Annotated in this window: 13 protein-coding genes; 6 read left to right on the top strand and 7 right to left on the bottom strand. The window is 66.4% G+C overall.

The window, feature by feature from the left end:
- Nucleotides 1-197: 197 nt before the first annotated feature.
- Nucleotides 198-434, bottom strand: a complete 237-nt coding sequence (locus tag AC2S9W_RS09005) for a hypothetical protein (protein WP_486571960.1) — start codon at nucleotides 432-434, stop codon at nucleotides 198-200.
- A 53-nt stretch (nucleotides 435-487) separates the two neighbouring features.
- Here AC2S9W_RS09005 and AC2S9W_RS09000 point away from each other — a divergent pair, with 53 nt between their 5' ends.
- The 4 genes from AC2S9W_RS09000 (at nucleotide 488) to AC2S9W_RS08985 (ending at nucleotide 5768) form a co-directional block, all read left to right on the top strand.
- Nucleotides 488-1492 (top strand): NAD(P)H-dependent flavin oxidoreductase, encoded by a 1005-nt coding sequence (locus AC2S9W_RS09000; RefSeq protein ID WP_076074647.1) that lies wholly within the window; start codon nucleotides 488-490, stop codon nucleotides 1490-1492.
- Nucleotides 1493-1525: 33 nt separating this feature from the next.
- Nucleotides 1526-2254 carry a hypothetical protein gene (locus AC2S9W_RS08995; RefSeq protein WP_076074645.1) on the top strand — a complete coding sequence of 243 codons (729 nt, stop codon included), beginning with the start codon at nucleotides 1526-1528 and terminating at the stop codon, nucleotides 2252-2254.
- Between the two features lie 69 nt (nucleotides 2255-2323).
- Entirely contained in the window at nucleotides 2324-4621 is a 2298-nt protein-coding gene (ptsP, locus tag AC2S9W_RS08990) for a phosphoenolpyruvate--protein phosphotransferase (RefSeq protein ID WP_076074642.1), read from the top strand.
- Between the two features lie 118 nt (nucleotides 4622-4739).
- Nucleotides 4740-5768: a glycosyltransferase family 2 protein gene (locus AC2S9W_RS08985; RefSeq protein ID WP_486571959.1), complete on the top strand. Its 1029-nt coding sequence runs from the start codon at nucleotides 4740-4742 to the stop codon at nucleotides 5766-5768.
- Nucleotides 5769-6361: 593 nt separating this feature from the next.
- Here the strand turns inward: AC2S9W_RS08985 and AC2S9W_RS08980 are convergent.
- Nucleotides 6362-7417, bottom strand: a complete 1056-nt coding sequence (locus tag AC2S9W_RS08980) for a lysylphosphatidylglycerol synthase domain-containing protein (RefSeq protein ID WP_234002660.1) — start codon at nucleotides 7415-7417, stop codon at nucleotides 6362-6364.
- Here AC2S9W_RS08980 and AC2S9W_RS08975 point away from each other — a divergent pair.
- Nucleotides 7392-8597: a glycosyltransferase family 4 protein gene (locus AC2S9W_RS08975; RefSeq protein WP_104959459.1), complete on the top strand. Its 1206-nt coding sequence runs from the start codon at nucleotides 7392-7394 to the stop codon at nucleotides 8595-8597. The genes AC2S9W_RS08980 and AC2S9W_RS08975 overlap by 26 nt on opposite strands.
- Here the strand turns inward: AC2S9W_RS08975 and AC2S9W_RS08970 are convergent.
- Nucleotides 8565-10379 carry a hypothetical protein gene (locus AC2S9W_RS08970; protein WP_212597513.1) on the bottom strand — a complete coding sequence of 605 codons (1815 nt, stop codon included), beginning with the start codon at nucleotides 10377-10379 and terminating at the stop codon, nucleotides 8565-8567. The genes AC2S9W_RS08975 and AC2S9W_RS08970 overlap by 33 nt on opposite strands.
- A gap of 40 nt (nucleotides 10380-10419) precedes the next feature.
- On the opposite strand from AC2S9W_RS08970, the gene AC2S9W_RS08965 reads away from it, so the two are divergent.
- The gene (locus AC2S9W_RS08965; protein WP_104959457.1) at nucleotides 10420-10830 is read left to right on the top strand and encodes a GFA family protein; all 411 of its coding nucleotides are present in this window, start codon (nucleotides 10420-10422) and stop codon (nucleotides 10828-10830) included.
- Nucleotides 10831-10899: 69 nt separating this feature from the next.
- Here the strand turns inward: AC2S9W_RS08965 and AC2S9W_RS08960 are convergent, their stop codons facing one another.
- Genes AC2S9W_RS08960 through AC2S9W_RS08945 form a run of 4 tightly spaced genes read right to left on the bottom strand, consistent with a single transcriptional unit; the run spans nucleotide 10900 to nucleotide 15803 of the window.
- Complete coding sequence (locus tag AC2S9W_RS08960) at nucleotides 10900-12267, bottom strand: serine hydrolase domain-containing protein (protein WP_486571958.1); 1368 nt, start codon at nucleotides 12265-12267, stop codon at nucleotides 10900-10902.
- Between the two features lie 59 nt (nucleotides 12268-12326).
- The gene (locus AC2S9W_RS08955) at nucleotides 12327-13646 is read right to left on the bottom strand and encodes a replication-associated recombination protein A (protein WP_076074634.1); all 1320 of its coding nucleotides are present in this window, start codon (nucleotides 13644-13646) and stop codon (nucleotides 12327-12329) included.
- 7 nt (nucleotides 13647-13653) lie between these two features.
- On the bottom strand, nucleotides 13654-14811 hold the full coding sequence (locus AC2S9W_RS08950; RefSeq protein WP_067105848.1) for a glycosyltransferase family 4 protein: 1158 nt from the start codon (nucleotides 14809-14811) through the stop codon (nucleotides 13654-13656).
- Nucleotides 14812-14861: 50 nt separating this feature from the next.
- Nucleotides 14862-15803: a hemolysin family protein gene (locus AC2S9W_RS08945; protein ID WP_067105846.1), complete on the bottom strand. Its 942-nt coding sequence runs from the start codon at nucleotides 15801-15803 to the stop codon at nucleotides 14862-14864.

Here is a 15803-nt window from a genome sequence, read left to right as displayed (position 1 = left end):
TGACAATGATTGATTTGCTTTCTGCGGCGAAAGGACGAATTGCCACGCCGAACGGATCCCGGCGCCTGACGGCACCCCCACCCTCTCGTCTCGTCATGCTGCATCCATGGCCCGGCGCTCGCCTGAAAGGGCGGTGCCGGTTGATTTCACGCAAAGGCGCGAAGACGTGGGTTTATGGGTGTGAAGGGAGAAAAATCTCACAAAAAGACACCAAGAGGGCGGCTTGCTCTGCCCCGTCGCGTTCCCACCGCGAAGCGGTTTTCTCCTTTTAGAAACACCGCCTGCTGCGGCAGTCGCCATTTGCGGCAGACACGCCCTCTTGGTGTCTTTGTGTAAGATTTTTTTCGCGCCTTTGCGCCTTTGCGTGAAACAGAACCGCACAGCGCCTGACGACGGACCGGCCATGATTGATATCCGCAGGCAAATGCCGCCATCGCGGGCGCAATCCAATTGCACGCGGGCCCCGCTGCTGGCAAAGGCGCTTGCGATGAGCAAATTGAACGAACTGATGGCACGCGGCACCGAACTTCTCGGCAGCGATTACGCCATCCTCTGCGGCGCGATGAGCTGGGTTTCGGAGCGTCACCTGGTCAGCGCGATCAGCAATGCCGGCGGTTTCGGCGTCATCGCCTGCGGCGCGATGACTCCCGAACTGCTCGATGCGGAGATCGCGGCGACCAAGGCGCTCGCGAAGCGCGGCTTCGGCGTCAACCTGATCACCATGCACCCGCAGCTTTTCGATCTGATCGCCGTGTGCACCAGCCACGGCGTCGGGCATGTCGTGCTGGCGGGGGGCCTGCCGCCGAAGGGCAGCCTCGAGGCGATCAAGGCATCGGGCGCGAAGGTCATCTGCTTCACGCCGACGCTGGCGCTGGGAAAGAAGCTGGTCCGCTCGGGCGTCGATGCGCTGGTGATCGAGGGGATGGAGGCGGGCGGCCATATCGGCCCCGTCTCGACCAGCGTCCTCGCGCAGGAGATATTGCCCGAACTGGCGGGCGAGGTGCCGATCTTCGTCGCGGGCGGCATCGGCCGCGGCGAGGCGATCGCCGGCTATCTGGAAATGGGGGCTTCGGGCGTCCAGCTCGGCACGCGCTTCGTCTGCGCGACCGAAAGCATCGCGCACCCGGCCTTCAAGAAGGCCTTCATCCGCGCCTCGGCGCGCGACGCGATCGCCAGCGTGCAGATCGACCCGCGCCTGCCGGTGATCCCGGTCCGCGCGCTCAAGAACGCCGGGACCGAAGCCTTCACCGCCAAGCAGCGCGAGGTCGCGAACCTGCTCGACGCCGGGACGGTCGACATGGCCGCCGCCCAGCTCGAGATCGAGCATTACTGGGCGGGCGCGCTGCGCCGCGCGGTGATCGACGGCGACGTCGAAAACGGCTCGTTAATGGCAGGGCAATCTGTCGGCATGGTAACAGGCGAAGAGAGCGTCGCAGAGATTATCGCGTCGCTGGCACGGCAGGCCGAAGCGGCCTTGCAAACTCGGGGTTGACGCCGCATCGCAGGTGCGGTTGGGGAGAAGGTCATGAAATTGTCGCGCAAGATCATCGTAGCCGGGCTGCTGGCGAGCGTCGCCGCCTGCGCCCCGAAGCCGCCGCCGCCACCGCCCCCGCCGCCGCCACCGCCGCCGGTGGTGATCGTGGTGCCGCCGCGTCCGCTGCCGCCGGGCAGCGCCTCGCTGACCCAGATCCTGCCGGGCCGCGCGCTCGACGGCCGCTTCGTCACCGCGAACAGCAACCTCAGCGGCGACCGCGCCTTCTGGCAGCTCAAGATCGGGCTCAACGTCGCCGCGATCGGGTGCCGCGGGCTCGAGGAAGCGACGCTGGTCTCGGCCTACAACAACATCATCAAGACGCATGCCAAGGTGATCCGTTCGACCGAAAAGACGGTGATCAGCGAGCTCGGCAAGGAAACGAAGACCAACGGCATCTCGGCGCGCGACAAGCTGTCGACGCAGCTTTTCAACTATTTCGCGCAGCCCCCGGCGCAGCGCGATTTCTGCCCGCGCGCCAACGAGGTCGCGCAGCTCGTCTCGACCTCCCCCAGCGCGCAGGTCGTCGAACAGGCGGGGACGCTGCTCGCGCGGCTCGACCAGCCCTTCGTCGATTTCTATGAGGCCTATGCCCGGTATCAGGCCGACGTCGCGGCGTGGGACGCCAAATATGCCCCGGCGCCGGCGATCATGACGACGCCGGCGATCGACACCGCGGTGCAGCCGGCGACCGGCACGGTCACGGCGCCGGTCGACGGCTGAGCCTTTTCGCAGGGGGATGCGCGCGGCAGCGATGGCGTTGCCGCCGGGCTTCTGATAGCAGGGCTGGCGATGACCAATGCCCCTCCCCCGCCCTCGACCGCCGCGCAGTCGGCCCGCACGATCCTGACGCGGCTGCACGAGGTGATGGCGTCGCGCACCAATGCGCAGGGCAAGCTCAACCAGGTCGTCGGCATCATCGGCGAATGCCTCCACAGCGAGGTCTGCTCGATCTATCTGCTGCGCGGCGGCACGCTCGAACTCTATGCGACGCGCGGCCTCAACCAGGATGCGGTGCACGTCACCCGCCTCGCGCTCGGCGAGGGGCTGGTCGGCACGATCGCGCAGCAGATCGAGACGCTGAACCTCGACGAGGCGGCCGCGCACCCGGACTTTTCCTATCGCCCGGAAACCGGCGAGGAACTGTTCCACAGCTTCGCCGGCGTCCCGATCATCCGCCGCGAGCAGGCGGTCGGGGTGCTTTGCGTCCAGCAGAGCGACCCGCGCCGCTATGAAGAGATCGAGATCGAGACGCTGCAGACCGTCGCGATGGTGCTGTCCGAACTGATCGCCAACGCCGACCTCGTCGACACCACCGCGCGGATCGACGCCGCGGCCGCCGATCAGTCGGCGCAGCGGCTGACCGGCCAGAAGCTCGTCGACGGCATGGGGGCCGGCATCGCGGTGTTCCACCAGCCGCGCATCACCATCGAACACACGGTCGCCGATGACATAGAGGCCGAGCGCCACCGCGTTTACGCCGCCTTCGACAAGATGCGCGAGCAGATCGACCGCATGGCCAGCCAGGCCGAGTTCGGCATCGGCGACGAGCATGAGGAGGTTCTCGAAACCTACAAGATGTTCGCCTATGACGAGGGCTGGTCGCGGCGGATCAACGAGGCGATCGACAGCGGCCTGACCGCCGAGGCGGCGATCGAGCGCGTCCAGCAGCGCACCCGGATGCGGATGCGCCAGATCGACGACCCGCTGCTGCGCGACCGCATGCACGATCTGGAGGATCTGTCGAACCGGCTGATCCGCATCGTGTCGGGACAGATGGGCACCGCGGCGCAGATGGGCCTGCGGCACGATTCGATCCTGATCGCGCGCAACCTGGGGCCCGCCGAACTGCTCGAATATGACCGGCGGCGGCTCAAGGGCGTGGTGCTCGAGGAAGGCTCGCTGACCGCGCATGTCATCATCGTCGCGCGCGCGATGGGGGTGCCGGTGCTCGGCCGCGCCCGCGCGGTGCGCACCGCGGTCCGCGAAGGCGACCTGCTGCTGCTCGACGCGGGCGCCGGAACGCTGCACGTCCGCCCGACGCAGGCGGTGCAGGACGCGTTCGACGCCAAGCTCGAACTGTCGCAGAAGCGCCGCGCGAGCCTCGCGGCGCTGCGCGACCTGCCCGCGGTCACCCGCGACGGCGTGCCGATCGAGCTGATGATCAACGCCGGATTGCGCGAGGACATTGCCGCGCTCGACCTGACCGGCGCCGGCGGGATCGGGCTGTTCCGCACCGAGTTCCAGTTCCTCGTTTCCGCCACCCTGCCCCAGCGCGAGCGGCAGCAGCGGCTCTATCGCGACGTGCTCGACGCGGCGGGCGACCGCCCGGTGGTCTTCCGCACCGTCGACATCGGCGGCGACAAGTCGCTGCCCTACATGAATGTCGACGAGAATGCGCTGGAGGAGAATCCGGCGATGGGCTGGCGCGCGCTGCGCCTCGCGCTCGACCGCGAAGGCCTGCTCAAGGTCCAGGCGCGCGCGCTGATGGAGGCGGCCGCCGGGCGGACGCTGAACGTCATGTTCCCGATGGTGTCCGAACCGTGGGAATATGAAGCCGCGCGCGATCTGTTCGTTCGCCAGCGCGCCTGGCTGAAACAGCATGACAAGAAGCTGCCCGCCGCGATCCGCTATGGCGCGATGCTGGAGGTGCCGGGGCTGATCGAAACGCTCGACCTGATGCTGCCGCATCTCGACTTCCTGTCGATCGGCACCAACGACCTCACCCAGTTCCTGTTCGCCGCCGACCGCGCCCACCCGCGCCTTGCCGAGCGCTACGACTGGCTGTCGCCGACGGTGATGCGCTACATCGCGCGCGTGGTGAGGATCGTCGCGGACAGCAAGGTCCAGCTCGGCGTGTGCGGAGAGATGGGCGGCCGCCCGCTGGAGGCGATGGCACTGCTCGGCGTCGGGATCGAGCGGCTGTCGATCACCCCGGCGGGCGTCGGCCGGGTCAAGGCGATGATCCGCTCGCTCGACCTCGGCGCGCTGCGCGCCGACATTCCGGCGATACTGGCGCACCCCTCCTCCACCCCGCGCGCGCAATATCTCGACTGGGCGAAGGCGCATGGGGTGGATCTGGGGGAATAGCCGCGCAATTTCACCGGACCCGGACAGTCGGAATCCGGATTCTAACAGCCCGTTAACCAATTGCCTCTAGCTTCCGGAAAGCATCTGAAGCGGTCCGGAAGTGGGAGTTGTCCGAAACATGTTCATGCGTGCCGGCCAATTCGATGCGGCGCTTGCGCTGGATGACGACGCCGCGCCGACCATCGCCGTCCTGCTGCCGTGCTACAACGAAGGGCTCGCGATCCGGACGGTGGTCGAACGCTTCCGCGCCGCGCTGCCGACCGCGAAAATCTATGTCTACGATAATAACAGCAGCGACGGGTCGGCGGACATCGCACGGGCCGCCGGGGCTGTCGTGCGCAGCGAACCCCGGCAAGGCAAGGGTTTCGTGGTCCGCCGCATGTTCGCGGATATCGATGCCGACATCTATGTGATGTGCGACGCCGACGAAACCTATGACGCGGCCGTCGCCGGCGATCTTGTCGACCGGCTGGTCGAACATGGCCTCGACATGATCGTGGGAACGCGCGTCGACGTCAGCGGGACCGCCTATCGCCCGGCGCATCGGTTCGGCAACTGGATGCTGACGTCGCTCGTGCGCACGATGTTCGGCGGCGGCTTCAGCGACATGCTGAGCGGCTATCGCATCTTTTCCCGCCGCTTCGTCAAATCCTTCCCACAGATGTCGCAGGGGTTCGAGATCGAAACCGAGCTGACGATCCACGCCCTGCAACTCGGCATGCCGACCGGCGAAATGCCGACGCGCTTCAAGGATCGCCCGAGCGGATCGGAGAGCAAGTTGCGCACCATTTCCGACGGCGTTCGCATCCTGTGGACGATCGGAACATTGCTCAAGCAGGAAAGGCCGTTCCTGCTGTTCGGCGTCGCATGCCTGGGTCTCGCCGCCTTGTCCCTGTTGCTCGGCTACCCGGTCATTGCGGAGTATCTGCGCAGCGGGACGGTGCCTCGCCTTCCCACCGCCGTTCTGGCCACCGGGATGATGATCCTGGCTTTCCTCAGCCTGTTCAGCGGGCTGATACTCGACACGGTCACGCGCGGACGCAAGGAAGCGAAGCTGCTACGCTATCTCCAGATTCCGGGCACGCACACGATGGGGGACTTGCGTCGCGGAAAGGCCGCCGACCGACACCGGGACAAGGGAAGCTAGACTCCGATGACTTTGGATTGACCCCCTTCGTCATTGCGACCCCGGACCTGATCGGCAATTATCCCCTTCCGACAGGTAAGCGTTCCCCGGCGAAAGCCGGGGTCCAGCTACGTGCGCCTGCCTCGCATGGACCCCGGCTTTCGCCGGGGATCACCAGCGTCCTTGTCTCAAGGGTATAAACGCCGACCTGATCCGGGGGAAGCAATCCAGGGCGCTTTACGCCTGCTCTGGGTTGCCGCGCGGCTTCGCCGCTCGCAATGACGAGTCCTTCTAAGGCGTGTGGGGATTCATCTTGCGACTGTCCTTTATCGTGTGTCCCCGCGAAGGCGGGGACCCATCTGCGGTGGTTCCGAGATGGAACCGGCCGAAGATGGACCCCCGCCTTCGCGGGGGAACACGGCTTTATACAATATCGCGGCGATAGACTCTGAAGCCCCACAGACCATAGAGCGGCGTGCCATAAACCTGCAACGCCCCTCATCCGTTCGTGTCGAGCGCAGTCGAGACACCCATCGGCGTGGCGCAAGGCCGATGATTGTCTCGACTGCGCTCGACACGAACGGGACGATGGGTCAGATTTAAGGCTCGATGCTCTAACGCCTGTCGGCGGTAGCGGAACGGCCGAACAGGCCGAAAGCGCTGAGCAGCATGACCGCCAGAGTGGCGGGAATGTTGACGATACGCAGGACGAGGATCGCCAGAATCATCGGTCCGGCGGGACCATCGAGCAGTTCCGCGACGGCCGCCCAGCCCCATTCCGTGATGCCGAGATTGCCGGGAGTCAGGGCCGCAAGCGCCGACCCCTGAACCACCGCGAAACCCCAGACGGCCGATGTCACCGACAGGCCGGTCCCGATCAACAGCACCGCTGCAACGGAGCGGAGGCCGATGAACAGATATCGCACGATGCTGAGCGACAGGAGGCGCGTCGTCGTTTCGGGCGCATCCAGCCCCTTGTCGCGGGCGAACTGCAAAGTCTGCCGGACCCGGCCCGCCCCCGGCGCACCGGCGGGAATGAATCGGAGCGCGGCCGATAAGGGCGGTATCGACCGGAACATCCAGGGGGAAATCAGCACGGTGAAGGCCAATGCAAGCGCGACGCATGCGATGGCCATGGCCGGCGGCACGCCCAGCAGAAACAGGGCCAGACAGCCAGCGGCGCAAAGGACCAGAACCGCCACATCGAACAGCTGGTCGTAAACGGTGACGCTGGCACCCTGAAGAAAACTTCCTTCGAGATGGAGGCGGGTAACCGCGCCGCGGATCGCTCCGCTCGCCAGGAACGTGGGAACCACCTGTCCGACAAGAGCGGTCAGGGCGGAATAGAAGACGAGCATGGGAAGCGGAAAGGCACCGCTTTCGCCGTTCGCGAAATGCCTTTGCAGCAAACGCCATTTCAGCGCGCCGACGATCGACTGCCCTCCGATCGAGACGACACAGACAAGGAACAATATCGCGCCGTGCTCGCGAACCGGCCTGGCGACGTCATGCCAGCGCAAGTCACCGAAACGCACCGCGAGACCAACGAGAAGAATCGCCAGCAGAACAGTCGCCGCGCTCGCCCCCCAGCGCCGCGCCCGCGATCCTCCCGGTTGCCACGGCGGCGTTATTTGCAAAGCCCGGATGCCTTCACAACAATCGCTTCCCATTTTCGGCAACAGTGCCAATAGAGGGCATATGCCCGAATTGCTGATGATCTCCAGCCATTTCATCGACCATGGCGGCGGTCTCGAGCGGGTTGCGGACGACCTTGCAAGGCGATTGGCAGAGGATGGTCGTTTTGCCGTGACGCTGGCCGCGCACGGCCCCGCTCCATCGGGGCTCGCTTACCGAACGCTGGCATTGCGCGCGAGCAGCATCGTCGAGCGCCTGACCGGCCTGCCCCTCCTGTTCCCTCATCCGGCGGACCTGTTCGCACTGGCGAAGGCGGTGCGGAAGGCCGATGTCGTCGTCCTTCACGACAATCTCTATCTGGCAAATCTGATCGCCCAGTGGGTTGCGCAGCGGCGCGCGATACCGACCATCCTGATCAAGCACAGCGGCTGGGTTCACAGCCCATCGGCCGTCATGCGGACCGCCCAATCCATCGCGAACCGGCTGGTCCTCGGGCCATCGCTGCGCTCGGCGACCCGCTGCGTCGCAGTCACGGCAGCCAAGCGCGACAGCCTGTCGCATCTGGCGAGAGGGCGGAATATCGACGTCATCGAGAATGGCATCGACACCTCTCTCTTTTCCATTCAGGAGGTGGAGCGGGACATCGACGTCCTCTTCGTCGGCCGCTTCGTGGTCAAGAAGGGGATCGGACTGGTCGAACGCCTCGCCGCACAGATGCCCGAATGTCGCTTCCTATGCGCGGGTTTCGGCCCGGCAGCGCCACAACGCACGCGCGCCAATATCCTTGTCGTGGACCGGCCGGACCCGGCCGAGATCGCGCGCCTCTATGCACGCGCACGGGTCGTCGTCGTCCCGGCCCACAGCGAAGGCACGCCCCTCGTCGTTCCCGAAAGCCTGGCCTGCGGCACCCCGGTCATCGCAAGCAGGCAAGCAGCCCATCCAGCGCTGCCCCTCGCAGCCATTTTGCCGATCGACCTCGACTGGCCGGACGCCGTCGTCCGGCAATGGAAGGCGGCGATCGCCGCCGCCCTGGCCGAAAAGGCCGATCCCCATCGCCTTCACAAGGCGGTGACCGACCATTTCAGCCTGATTGCCACGGCCGGACGCTATGCCGCATTGATCGAGGAGGTTGTCGGCGTGCCGTATGCCCTTCCGGAGCGGCGGAGCGCGCGTCCGGAGGATTCAATCGACGATATCGCATCCGGCGCTTCGTAATTTTTGCTCCACAGCCCGATCGGCGCTGTCGTCTCCCGTTGCGCTACGAAGGCCGTAATAGGCAAGAATCGGTTCGAGCGCCTTGCCGTCGATGAACGTGACCGAGGGCCGCTCGGCACAGATCGCCAGCGCCGCCGCGGAGTCGATTTTTTCACGCCACAGGCGCAGCGGGCGCCGGTCCAGATAGGGCGGATTGACGATGAGATCGGTGGCAAAGGGCGCGTCGTTTCCGCCGATGACGACATAGTCGGCGTCCATCCGGTCGATCTGCTTCGAAATGCGCGCCGAAGGGGCATAAAAGGCGTGCGCCATCCACATCTGCACAGGCAGTAGGACCGCGATGCCGGCCAATGTGGTGCGGATCAGCAACGGACGCCAGCGCGGCAGGTGGGCAGGCATCGACTTCCAGCCGAACAGCGCGAGCAGGATGGCATTGCCGATGAGCCCGTGAAGATAACGATAGCCGAAACCATGTCCCTGATAGGGAAGGATGACCGTCATGACGACGACGGTCAGCGCGATGCTGCCGGCCAGTGCCGCCGCCAGCCGGTCCCGGCGCACGGCTCCCAGCCCGGCCATCGCAAGCGGAAGCAGCAGCACAGGCCCCCAGGCGACGAAGCGCAGCAGATTGGACGCCATATCCGCTACCCGGAGGTTATTATCCTTCGCCAGCGCCGCCGTCAGCCGATTCAGATAGTCCGCGGTGCCGCCTCCCCCTGCCGGGGGCGCCATCTGCACGATGGACGCTATCCATGTCGGCCAAAGATACCAGAAATAGCCGATCGCCAGATAGCCGGCGAAATAGAGCGCCGCGCGCCGCCAGCTTCTTTCGAGCAACAGCAACGACAGGACGGGGGCCGCGAAAAGCGGATGCATGATCGGCTGGTGGAGCCCGACGGCGACGAAAGCGACGACGAGCGCCGTTGCGTCCGACCATGTCCGGCGCTGCAGGAACAGCCGCAGCCAGACGAGGTTGAGCGCAAGATGCCCCGGCATGGCGTAGGCCGTCATCCCGTTGGCGAGGATCTGCGCCGAGCCGATGTAGAGCAGCAGGCCGACCACCGCCGGCTCGCGATCCTCCGGCCATATCCGCCGCGCGCAACTCCAGAGCGCCAGCCCGCCGATCAGCGTCATCAGCGGGCCGGTCAGCGCCGGGGTCGCGAATGCCCCGACGATCGCGCGAAGGGCCGCATTCAGGGGCAGATAGTCGGAAACCCAGGCTGCCCGGGGATCCGCCCGGTACATGAAGACGGTATTCAGCACATCGGAATGCGCGCGCCACAATTCAGGCAAAAGAGCTGCCACCCCTCCCCGCCCAAACACCACGGCATCGAACGTCGCCATCTGCTCGTCGCGGCTCATGTCGTAGCCCGACAATATCCAGTAGTGGCCGGCGAAGGCGATCAGCGCCATGCAGCCGGCGGCGGCTATGGCGACACGCAATGATCCTACCATGGGCTCGTGCCGCGCAGGAAGTTGCCAGAAGCAAATTATGAGCAGGAGGCTAGCACCGAACAGGAGCCATCGATCCTGCCGGTGAAGGAAGAACAGGCTGAGGTCGGCATGGGGTTCATATAAGGCGGAGAGTATGAAGGCCAGGAGTGTAACGGCCGCCAGCCACACGAACGCCCGGCGGAAAGGGTCTTTCCCTGCGGCCGTATCGCCACTCGGGTCACCCATGCTGCGCCGCACTGTCCGCATCGCCTGACAGTGCACGATCATGCCTAATTTTATGTTAACCTTGGGCTTCGCACCTGTACCGGGCGGCTTTGCAGCCACCATATGTTTATGATATGTTCCCCGCCAACTTAGGGAGACAGCCATGACCGATTCACCCACTCGCGCCAACGGCGGATGCCATTGCGGCGCAATCCGTTATTCGATGCCGACTGCGGTCGAGCATCATGCCTTGTGTCACTGCAGCGACTGTCGCCGCCACGCGGGGGCGCCGCTGGTCGGCTGGGCGCTCGTCGGACAGGACGCGCTGGAGGTCAGCGGCACGCCTAAAATCTATGCGTCATCGGAGCATGGCCGGCGCCATTTCTGCGGCGACTGCGGCACCGGGCTCTTCTATACCAACGATGCCGTCTTTCCCGGTCAGATCGACGTCCAGACCGCGACGCTCGACGACCCCGACCTGATCCCCGCGCAGGTGCAGATCCAGACCGCCGAGCGCATCGGCTGGATGGCTCGGCTCGACGCGATTCCGGCTTTCGAGCGCTATCCGGGGTAGCGTGGTTTCACGCCGGCCAGCGAGGGACCGACGCGAAAGAAACAATAGGTCGGCTTTGCGCGAAACGCGTTACGATCCATCGGCTGCGACGACCGCACGGACAAGCGCGGCGATGTCGAGCCGCTCGGCGGCATCGTCATAACCCTGGCGGACGATCACCAGTCGGCGCGATGGGATGACGACCATATATTGGCCGCGGTTCCCGAAGGCGCCGAAGGCATCGGCCGGGATGCCCTCCGACGCATCGAGCAGCCAGAAGCCCGCGCCATAGCCGAATGACCCATCGGGCTGCGGTCCTGCGCGCGCCGTCACGAAGCGGCGCCAGTCGGCGGGCAGCAGCCGTTCGCCCCGCCACACGCCGTCGTCTTGATAGAGCAGCCCCAGCCGGGCCAGGTCGCGCGCTGTGGTCGAAACCTGACTCGACAGGATCGCATCGCCGTCCTTGTCGCGCTCGATGAAAGTCCGCGTCATCCCGATCCGATCGAGAAAGGCGGCAGGATCGAAGGGCTCCCCTGCCCTTTCCAGCGCCGCCTTCAGCGACAGGACGGCGAGCAGCGTATCGTTGTTGGCGTAGCGATAGCGCGTCCCCGGCGGGTTCAGCAGCGGCCATTGCGTCGTCCACTGCCGCACCGACGCACCACCCATATAGATGGCGTCGGTGCGGTTGCCCGCGCTGTCGCTGGTCAGCCCGCTCGCCATACGCATGAGCTGTTCGGTGGTGATCGTCGCGCGCGGGTCGCCCGCCGTCCGCCATTCGGCGATGCGCGCCGGCGCCTTCACGTCGAACCGCCCGCGCTCGACGGCGTGGCCGATCAGCGTCGCGGCGATCGACTTGGCGACCGAGAAGGTGCGCTGCGCGGTGTGCACCCCATGCCCCGGCTGATACCATTCGAGGGCAATCCGGCCGTCCTTGACGATCAGCAGCGAACTCGTCCGGCCGCCGAAGCGCGCCCTGTCCGCCGCGACTGCCGAGAAGCGCGCCTCTCCATCGGCGACACGCGCATCACGGTCGCCGAGCGGCCACGGCTGCGCGTCGAGATTCGGTCGCGTGTCGTGCGAAAGCGCTCCCACCGCACCCGGTTCGGCGCCGATCGGCAGCGTCACGCAACCGTCGCGCCCCGTCCATTCGGCGACCCGCGGCGGCATGTCGTCGCGATAGCGCACCGTGACGCGTTTCGCCTTCATATCGATCTCGGCGCGGGTCGCGCGGACATCGGCTTCGATCTCCGGATAGATATGCGTCAATTCATCGCGCTCGATATCGGCGAGCGCCTTGCCCGCTCCGTTCCACAGGGACGAGCAGGTGAAAGCGGCGCGATAGCCCGCCGCCCAGGCGCGATTCAACTCGGCGTTCGTCTCGGCTGCCTGCGTGGGAAGCGGCAGCGCCGCGACAGCCAGCGCGAGCAGCACACGACGCATCGCGTCAGGGCCGCGCACCGAAGCGGACGAACGATTCGGACCGACCTTCCCTATGCGCTGTCCACCGAAAACCATCGTCATTCGCCTTTCCGTTCGCGCCGCCGCTCATCCCACCAGGCGAGCCGTTCGGCGATACGTTTTTCGAAACCGCGGTCGACGGGGCGATAGAAGGTCGCGGCTTCCATGTCGTCGGGCCAATAATTGTCGCCTGAGAAACCCTCGGGCGCGTCATGGTCGTAGCTGTAGCCCGCGCCATAGCCCAAATCCTTCATCAGCTTCGTCGACGCGTTGAGGATGTTCGCGGGCGGCGCCAGACTACCGGTGTCGCGCGCTGCCGTCCACGCGGCCTTCTGCGCGGTATAGGCGGCGTTCGACTTGGGCGCGGTGGCGAGATAGAGGCATGCCTGCACGATCGCGAGTTCGCCCTCGGGCGAACCGAGAAACTGGAAGGCGTCCTTGGCGGCAAGGCATTGCACCAGCGCCTGCGGATCGGCGAGCCCGATGTCCTCGCTCGCCATGCGCGTGAGGCGGCGGAGCAGATAGAGCGGTTCCTCGCCCGCAACGAGCATCCGCGCCAGCCAATAGAGCGCCGCCTGCGGGTCCGACCCGCGCACCGCCTTGTGCAGCGCGGAGATCAGATTGTAGTGGCCGTCGCGATCACGGTCGTAGACCGGCATGCGGCGGTGCAGGAACTGCCCGACCTCGCCCGCGTCGAGCGGCGTCTCGATGGCCGCGGCGAACAGCGTCTCGACCTGGTTGAGCAGAAAGCGGCCGTCGCCATCGGCGCTCGCGATCAGCGCGGCGCGCGCCTCGTCGGTGACGGGAAGGCGGCGCCCCACCTCGGCCTCGGCGCGCGCGACCAGTGTCGCCAGCGCCGCCTCGTCGAGCCGGTGCAGCACCAGCACCTGCGCGCGGCTGAGCAAGGCGGCGTTGAGCGCGAAACTTGGATTTTCGGTCGTCGCGCCGACGAGCACCACCGTGCCGCGCTCGACATAGGGCAGGAAACCGTCCTGCTGGGCGCGGTTGAAGCGATGGATTTCGTCCACGAACAACAGCGTCCGCTTGCCCGCCGTCGCCATCTTCTCGGCATCGGCAAAGGCTTTCTTGAGGTCGGCGACGCCGGAGAACACCGCCGAAAGCGGCGCGAAGCGCATCCCTACCGCCTCGGCGAGCAGCCGCGCGATCGTCGTCTTGCCGGTGCCGGGCGGTCCCCAGAGGATGATCGACGCCAGTTGCCCCGCCGCGACCATCCGCCCGATCGCACCCTCGGGACCCGTCAGATGCTCCTGCCCGACGACATCGGACAGGCTGCGGGGACGCAGCCGCTCGGCGAGCGGAATCGGGCCGGCAGCGCCCGGGTCGCGCTGCTGCTCCGCATCGTCGCCGAACAGGTCCATGGCGCGCTCAGCCCCGTTGCCGCTGCTTTTGCCGGATCAGCCGCAGATAGGTGTCGGCCACCGCCTGGTTGATCGCATCCCATTGATAGGCGGCGCTTTCCGCTAGTCCAGCCGCGCCGTGTCGCGCGCGCAGCGCGGGGTCGCGGCAATAGCGCTCGAGATCGTCGGCAAAGCCGGTGATCGCGCCCGGCGAGACGAGATAGCCGGTCTGGCCGTGCTTGACGATGCTCGCGCTGCCGGTCGCGCGCGCCGCGACGACCGGCAACCCGCACGCCATCGCTTCCAGCGTCACATTGCCAAAGGTCTCGGTGACCGAAGGATTGAACAGCATGTCGCACGATGCGACGGCGCGCGCGAGATTCTCGCCGCCCTGAAAGCCGACGAAGCTGGCGTGCGGCAGGCGCGATTCGAACCAGTCGCCCGCCGGTCCCTCGCCGATCACCACCACATGGTGCGGAACGCCGCGGCGCTGGAGCAGGTCGATCGTGTCAGCGAAGACATCGAGCCCCTTTTCCATCACCAGCCGGCCGAGGAAGGCGACGACCGGCACATCGTCGGCGATGCCCCACGAACGGCGCCACGCTGCGTCGCGGCGGTCGGGCCGGAAGATGTTGCGCTCGACCCCGCGCGTCCAGATGCCGATGTCGTAGTTCATCCGCTGCTCGCGCAGCACCTGCGCAAAGCTTTCCGACGGCGCGATCAGCGCGTCGCAGCGGCGATAGAGCCGCCGCAGCCATGCGACGACCAGCGGTTCGAGGAAGGACAGGTTGTAATAGCGGAAATAGGTCTCGAACCGCGTGTGGACCGAACAGGCGACCGGAATATTGCGCCTCCGCGCCCACGCCGCCGCCTGCCGCGAGACGCGATCTGGGCTGGAGATGTGCAGGATATTGGGCGCGAATTTGGCGATATCCTCGCGAACGCGCGCGGAGAAGGACAGCGGAATGCGATATTCGCTGCGGCCGGGGATCGCCATCGACGGCACGCTGACGAGGTCGCCGGTCGGCGCAAAGTCGGGGTCGTCGACGGTCGGCGAATAGACACGGACCGCCGCGCCCTGCCCCAGCAGATAGCCGACGAGGCGGTTGAGCGCCTTGTTGGCGCCATCGACCGTCATATTGTAGTTGCCGCTGAACAGCGCGATGCGAAGGTCGGAAACGTCCATCGCCCCTGCGCTAATAGCATCGCCGCGCAAAGGCAATCGGACGCGCGGCGTCAGAACTCGTCGCCGCGGTCTCCCGGCGCTTCTAGGTCGACCTCGACCGGCGGATGCAGGCGCAGGTGGTGGACGCGCTTCTCGTCGGCCTCGGTCACCTCAATCCGCCAGCCGCTAGGATGCAGCAGCACCTCGCCGACACCGGGCACATGCCCCGCGAGCACTGCGGACAGGCCGCCGAGCGTGTCGACATCCTCCTCGACATCGGCCAGCCGTGGGTCGATCGCCTCGCCGATGTCGTCGAGTTCGGCGCGCGCGTCGGCTTCCCAACAGCCGTCCTCGCCCGGCGCGAAGAGCGCCATTGGCTCGTCGTCATATTCGTCCTCGATCTCGCCGACGATCTCCTCGACCAGATCCTCGATGGTGACGAGACCCTCGGTTCCCGAATATTCGTCGATGACGATCGCGAGGTGGGTGCGCTGCGCGCGCATGTCGGCGAGCAGGTCGAGCACCCCCATCGACTGCGGGACATAGAGCGGCTGGCGGATCAGGTCGAGCAGCGGCGGCGGGTCGCGTCCCTCGGCGAGCACCGCGAACACGTCCTTGACGTGGATCATCCCGACCACCTCGTCGAGGTTGCCGCGATAGACCGGCAGACGACTGTGCCCCGCATCGACGAACAGCGCGACGACCTCGTCGAAGCCCGCGCTCTCGTCGATCGCGATGATGTCGGCGCGCGGCACCGCGACGTCGTCGACGGTCTGCTCGCCGAAATGCAGCAGGTTGCGCAGCATCTTGCGCTCGATCGGCGACAGATCGCCGACGATGCTGCTGCCGCGGCGTTCGGCGCTTTCCTCCTCGGCCTCGTCGATCGCCTCTTCGATCTGTTCGCGCAGCGAAGGTTCGCTGTTGCCGCCGAACAGCAATGTGCGGATTCCGGCCCACAGGCCGGATCTACTGTCCTCGTCCGATCGGTTGGAAGCCCCAGGCTCGTCGGGCAT

This window comes from Sphingopyxis sp. 550B, assembly GCF_057401805.1.
This window is presented reverse-complemented; position numbering and strand designations above follow the sequence as displayed.

Excerpts from the sequence above, each read along its gene's own strand:
- AC2S9W_RS08950 (WP_067105848.1), bottom strand. The coding sequence starts at position 14,811 with ATGGACGTTTCCGACCTTCGCATCGCGCTGTTCAGCGGCAACTACAAT.
- AC2S9W_RS09000 (WP_076074647.1), top strand. The coding sequence starts at position 488 with ATGAGCAAATTGAACGAACTGATGGCACGCGGCACCGAACTTCTCGGC.
- AC2S9W_RS08980 (WP_234002660.1), bottom strand. The coding sequence starts at position 7,417 with ATGGGAAGCGATTGTTGTGAAGGCATCCGGGCTTTGCAAATAACGCCG.
- AC2S9W_RS08995 (WP_076074645.1), top strand. The coding sequence starts at position 1,526 with ATGAAATTGTCGCGCAAGATCATCGTAGCCGGGCTGCTGGCGAGCGTC.
- AC2S9W_RS08975 (WP_104959459.1), top strand. The coding sequence starts at position 7,392 with ATGCCTTCACAACAATCGCTTCCCATTTTCGGCAACAGTGCCAATAGA.
- AC2S9W_RS08965 (WP_104959457.1), top strand. The coding sequence starts at position 10,420 with ATGACCGATTCACCCACTCGCGCCAACGGCGGATGCCATTGCGGCGCA.
- AC2S9W_RS09005 (WP_486571960.1), bottom strand. The coding sequence starts at position 434 with ATGGCGGCATTTGCCTGCGGATATCAATCATGGCCGGTCCGTCGTCAG.
- AC2S9W_RS08955 (WP_076074634.1), bottom strand. The coding sequence starts at position 13,646 with ATGGACCTGTTCGGCGACGATGCGGAGCAGCAGCGCGACCCGGGCGCT.
- ptsP (WP_076074642.1), top strand. The coding sequence starts at position 2,324 with ATGACCAATGCCCCTCCCCCGCCCTCGACCGCCGCGCAGTCGGCCCGC.
- AC2S9W_RS08945 (WP_067105846.1), bottom strand. The coding sequence starts at position 15,803 with ATGCCCGACGAGCCTGGGGCTTCCAACCGATCGGACGAGGACAGTAGA.
- AC2S9W_RS08985 (WP_486571959.1), top strand. The coding sequence starts at position 4,740 with ATGTTCATGCGTGCCGGCCAATTCGATGCGGCGCTTGCGCTGGATGAC.
- AC2S9W_RS08970 (WP_212597513.1), bottom strand. The coding sequence starts at position 10,379 with ATGGTGGCTGCAAAGCCGCCCGGTACAGGTGCGAAGCCCAAGGTTAAC.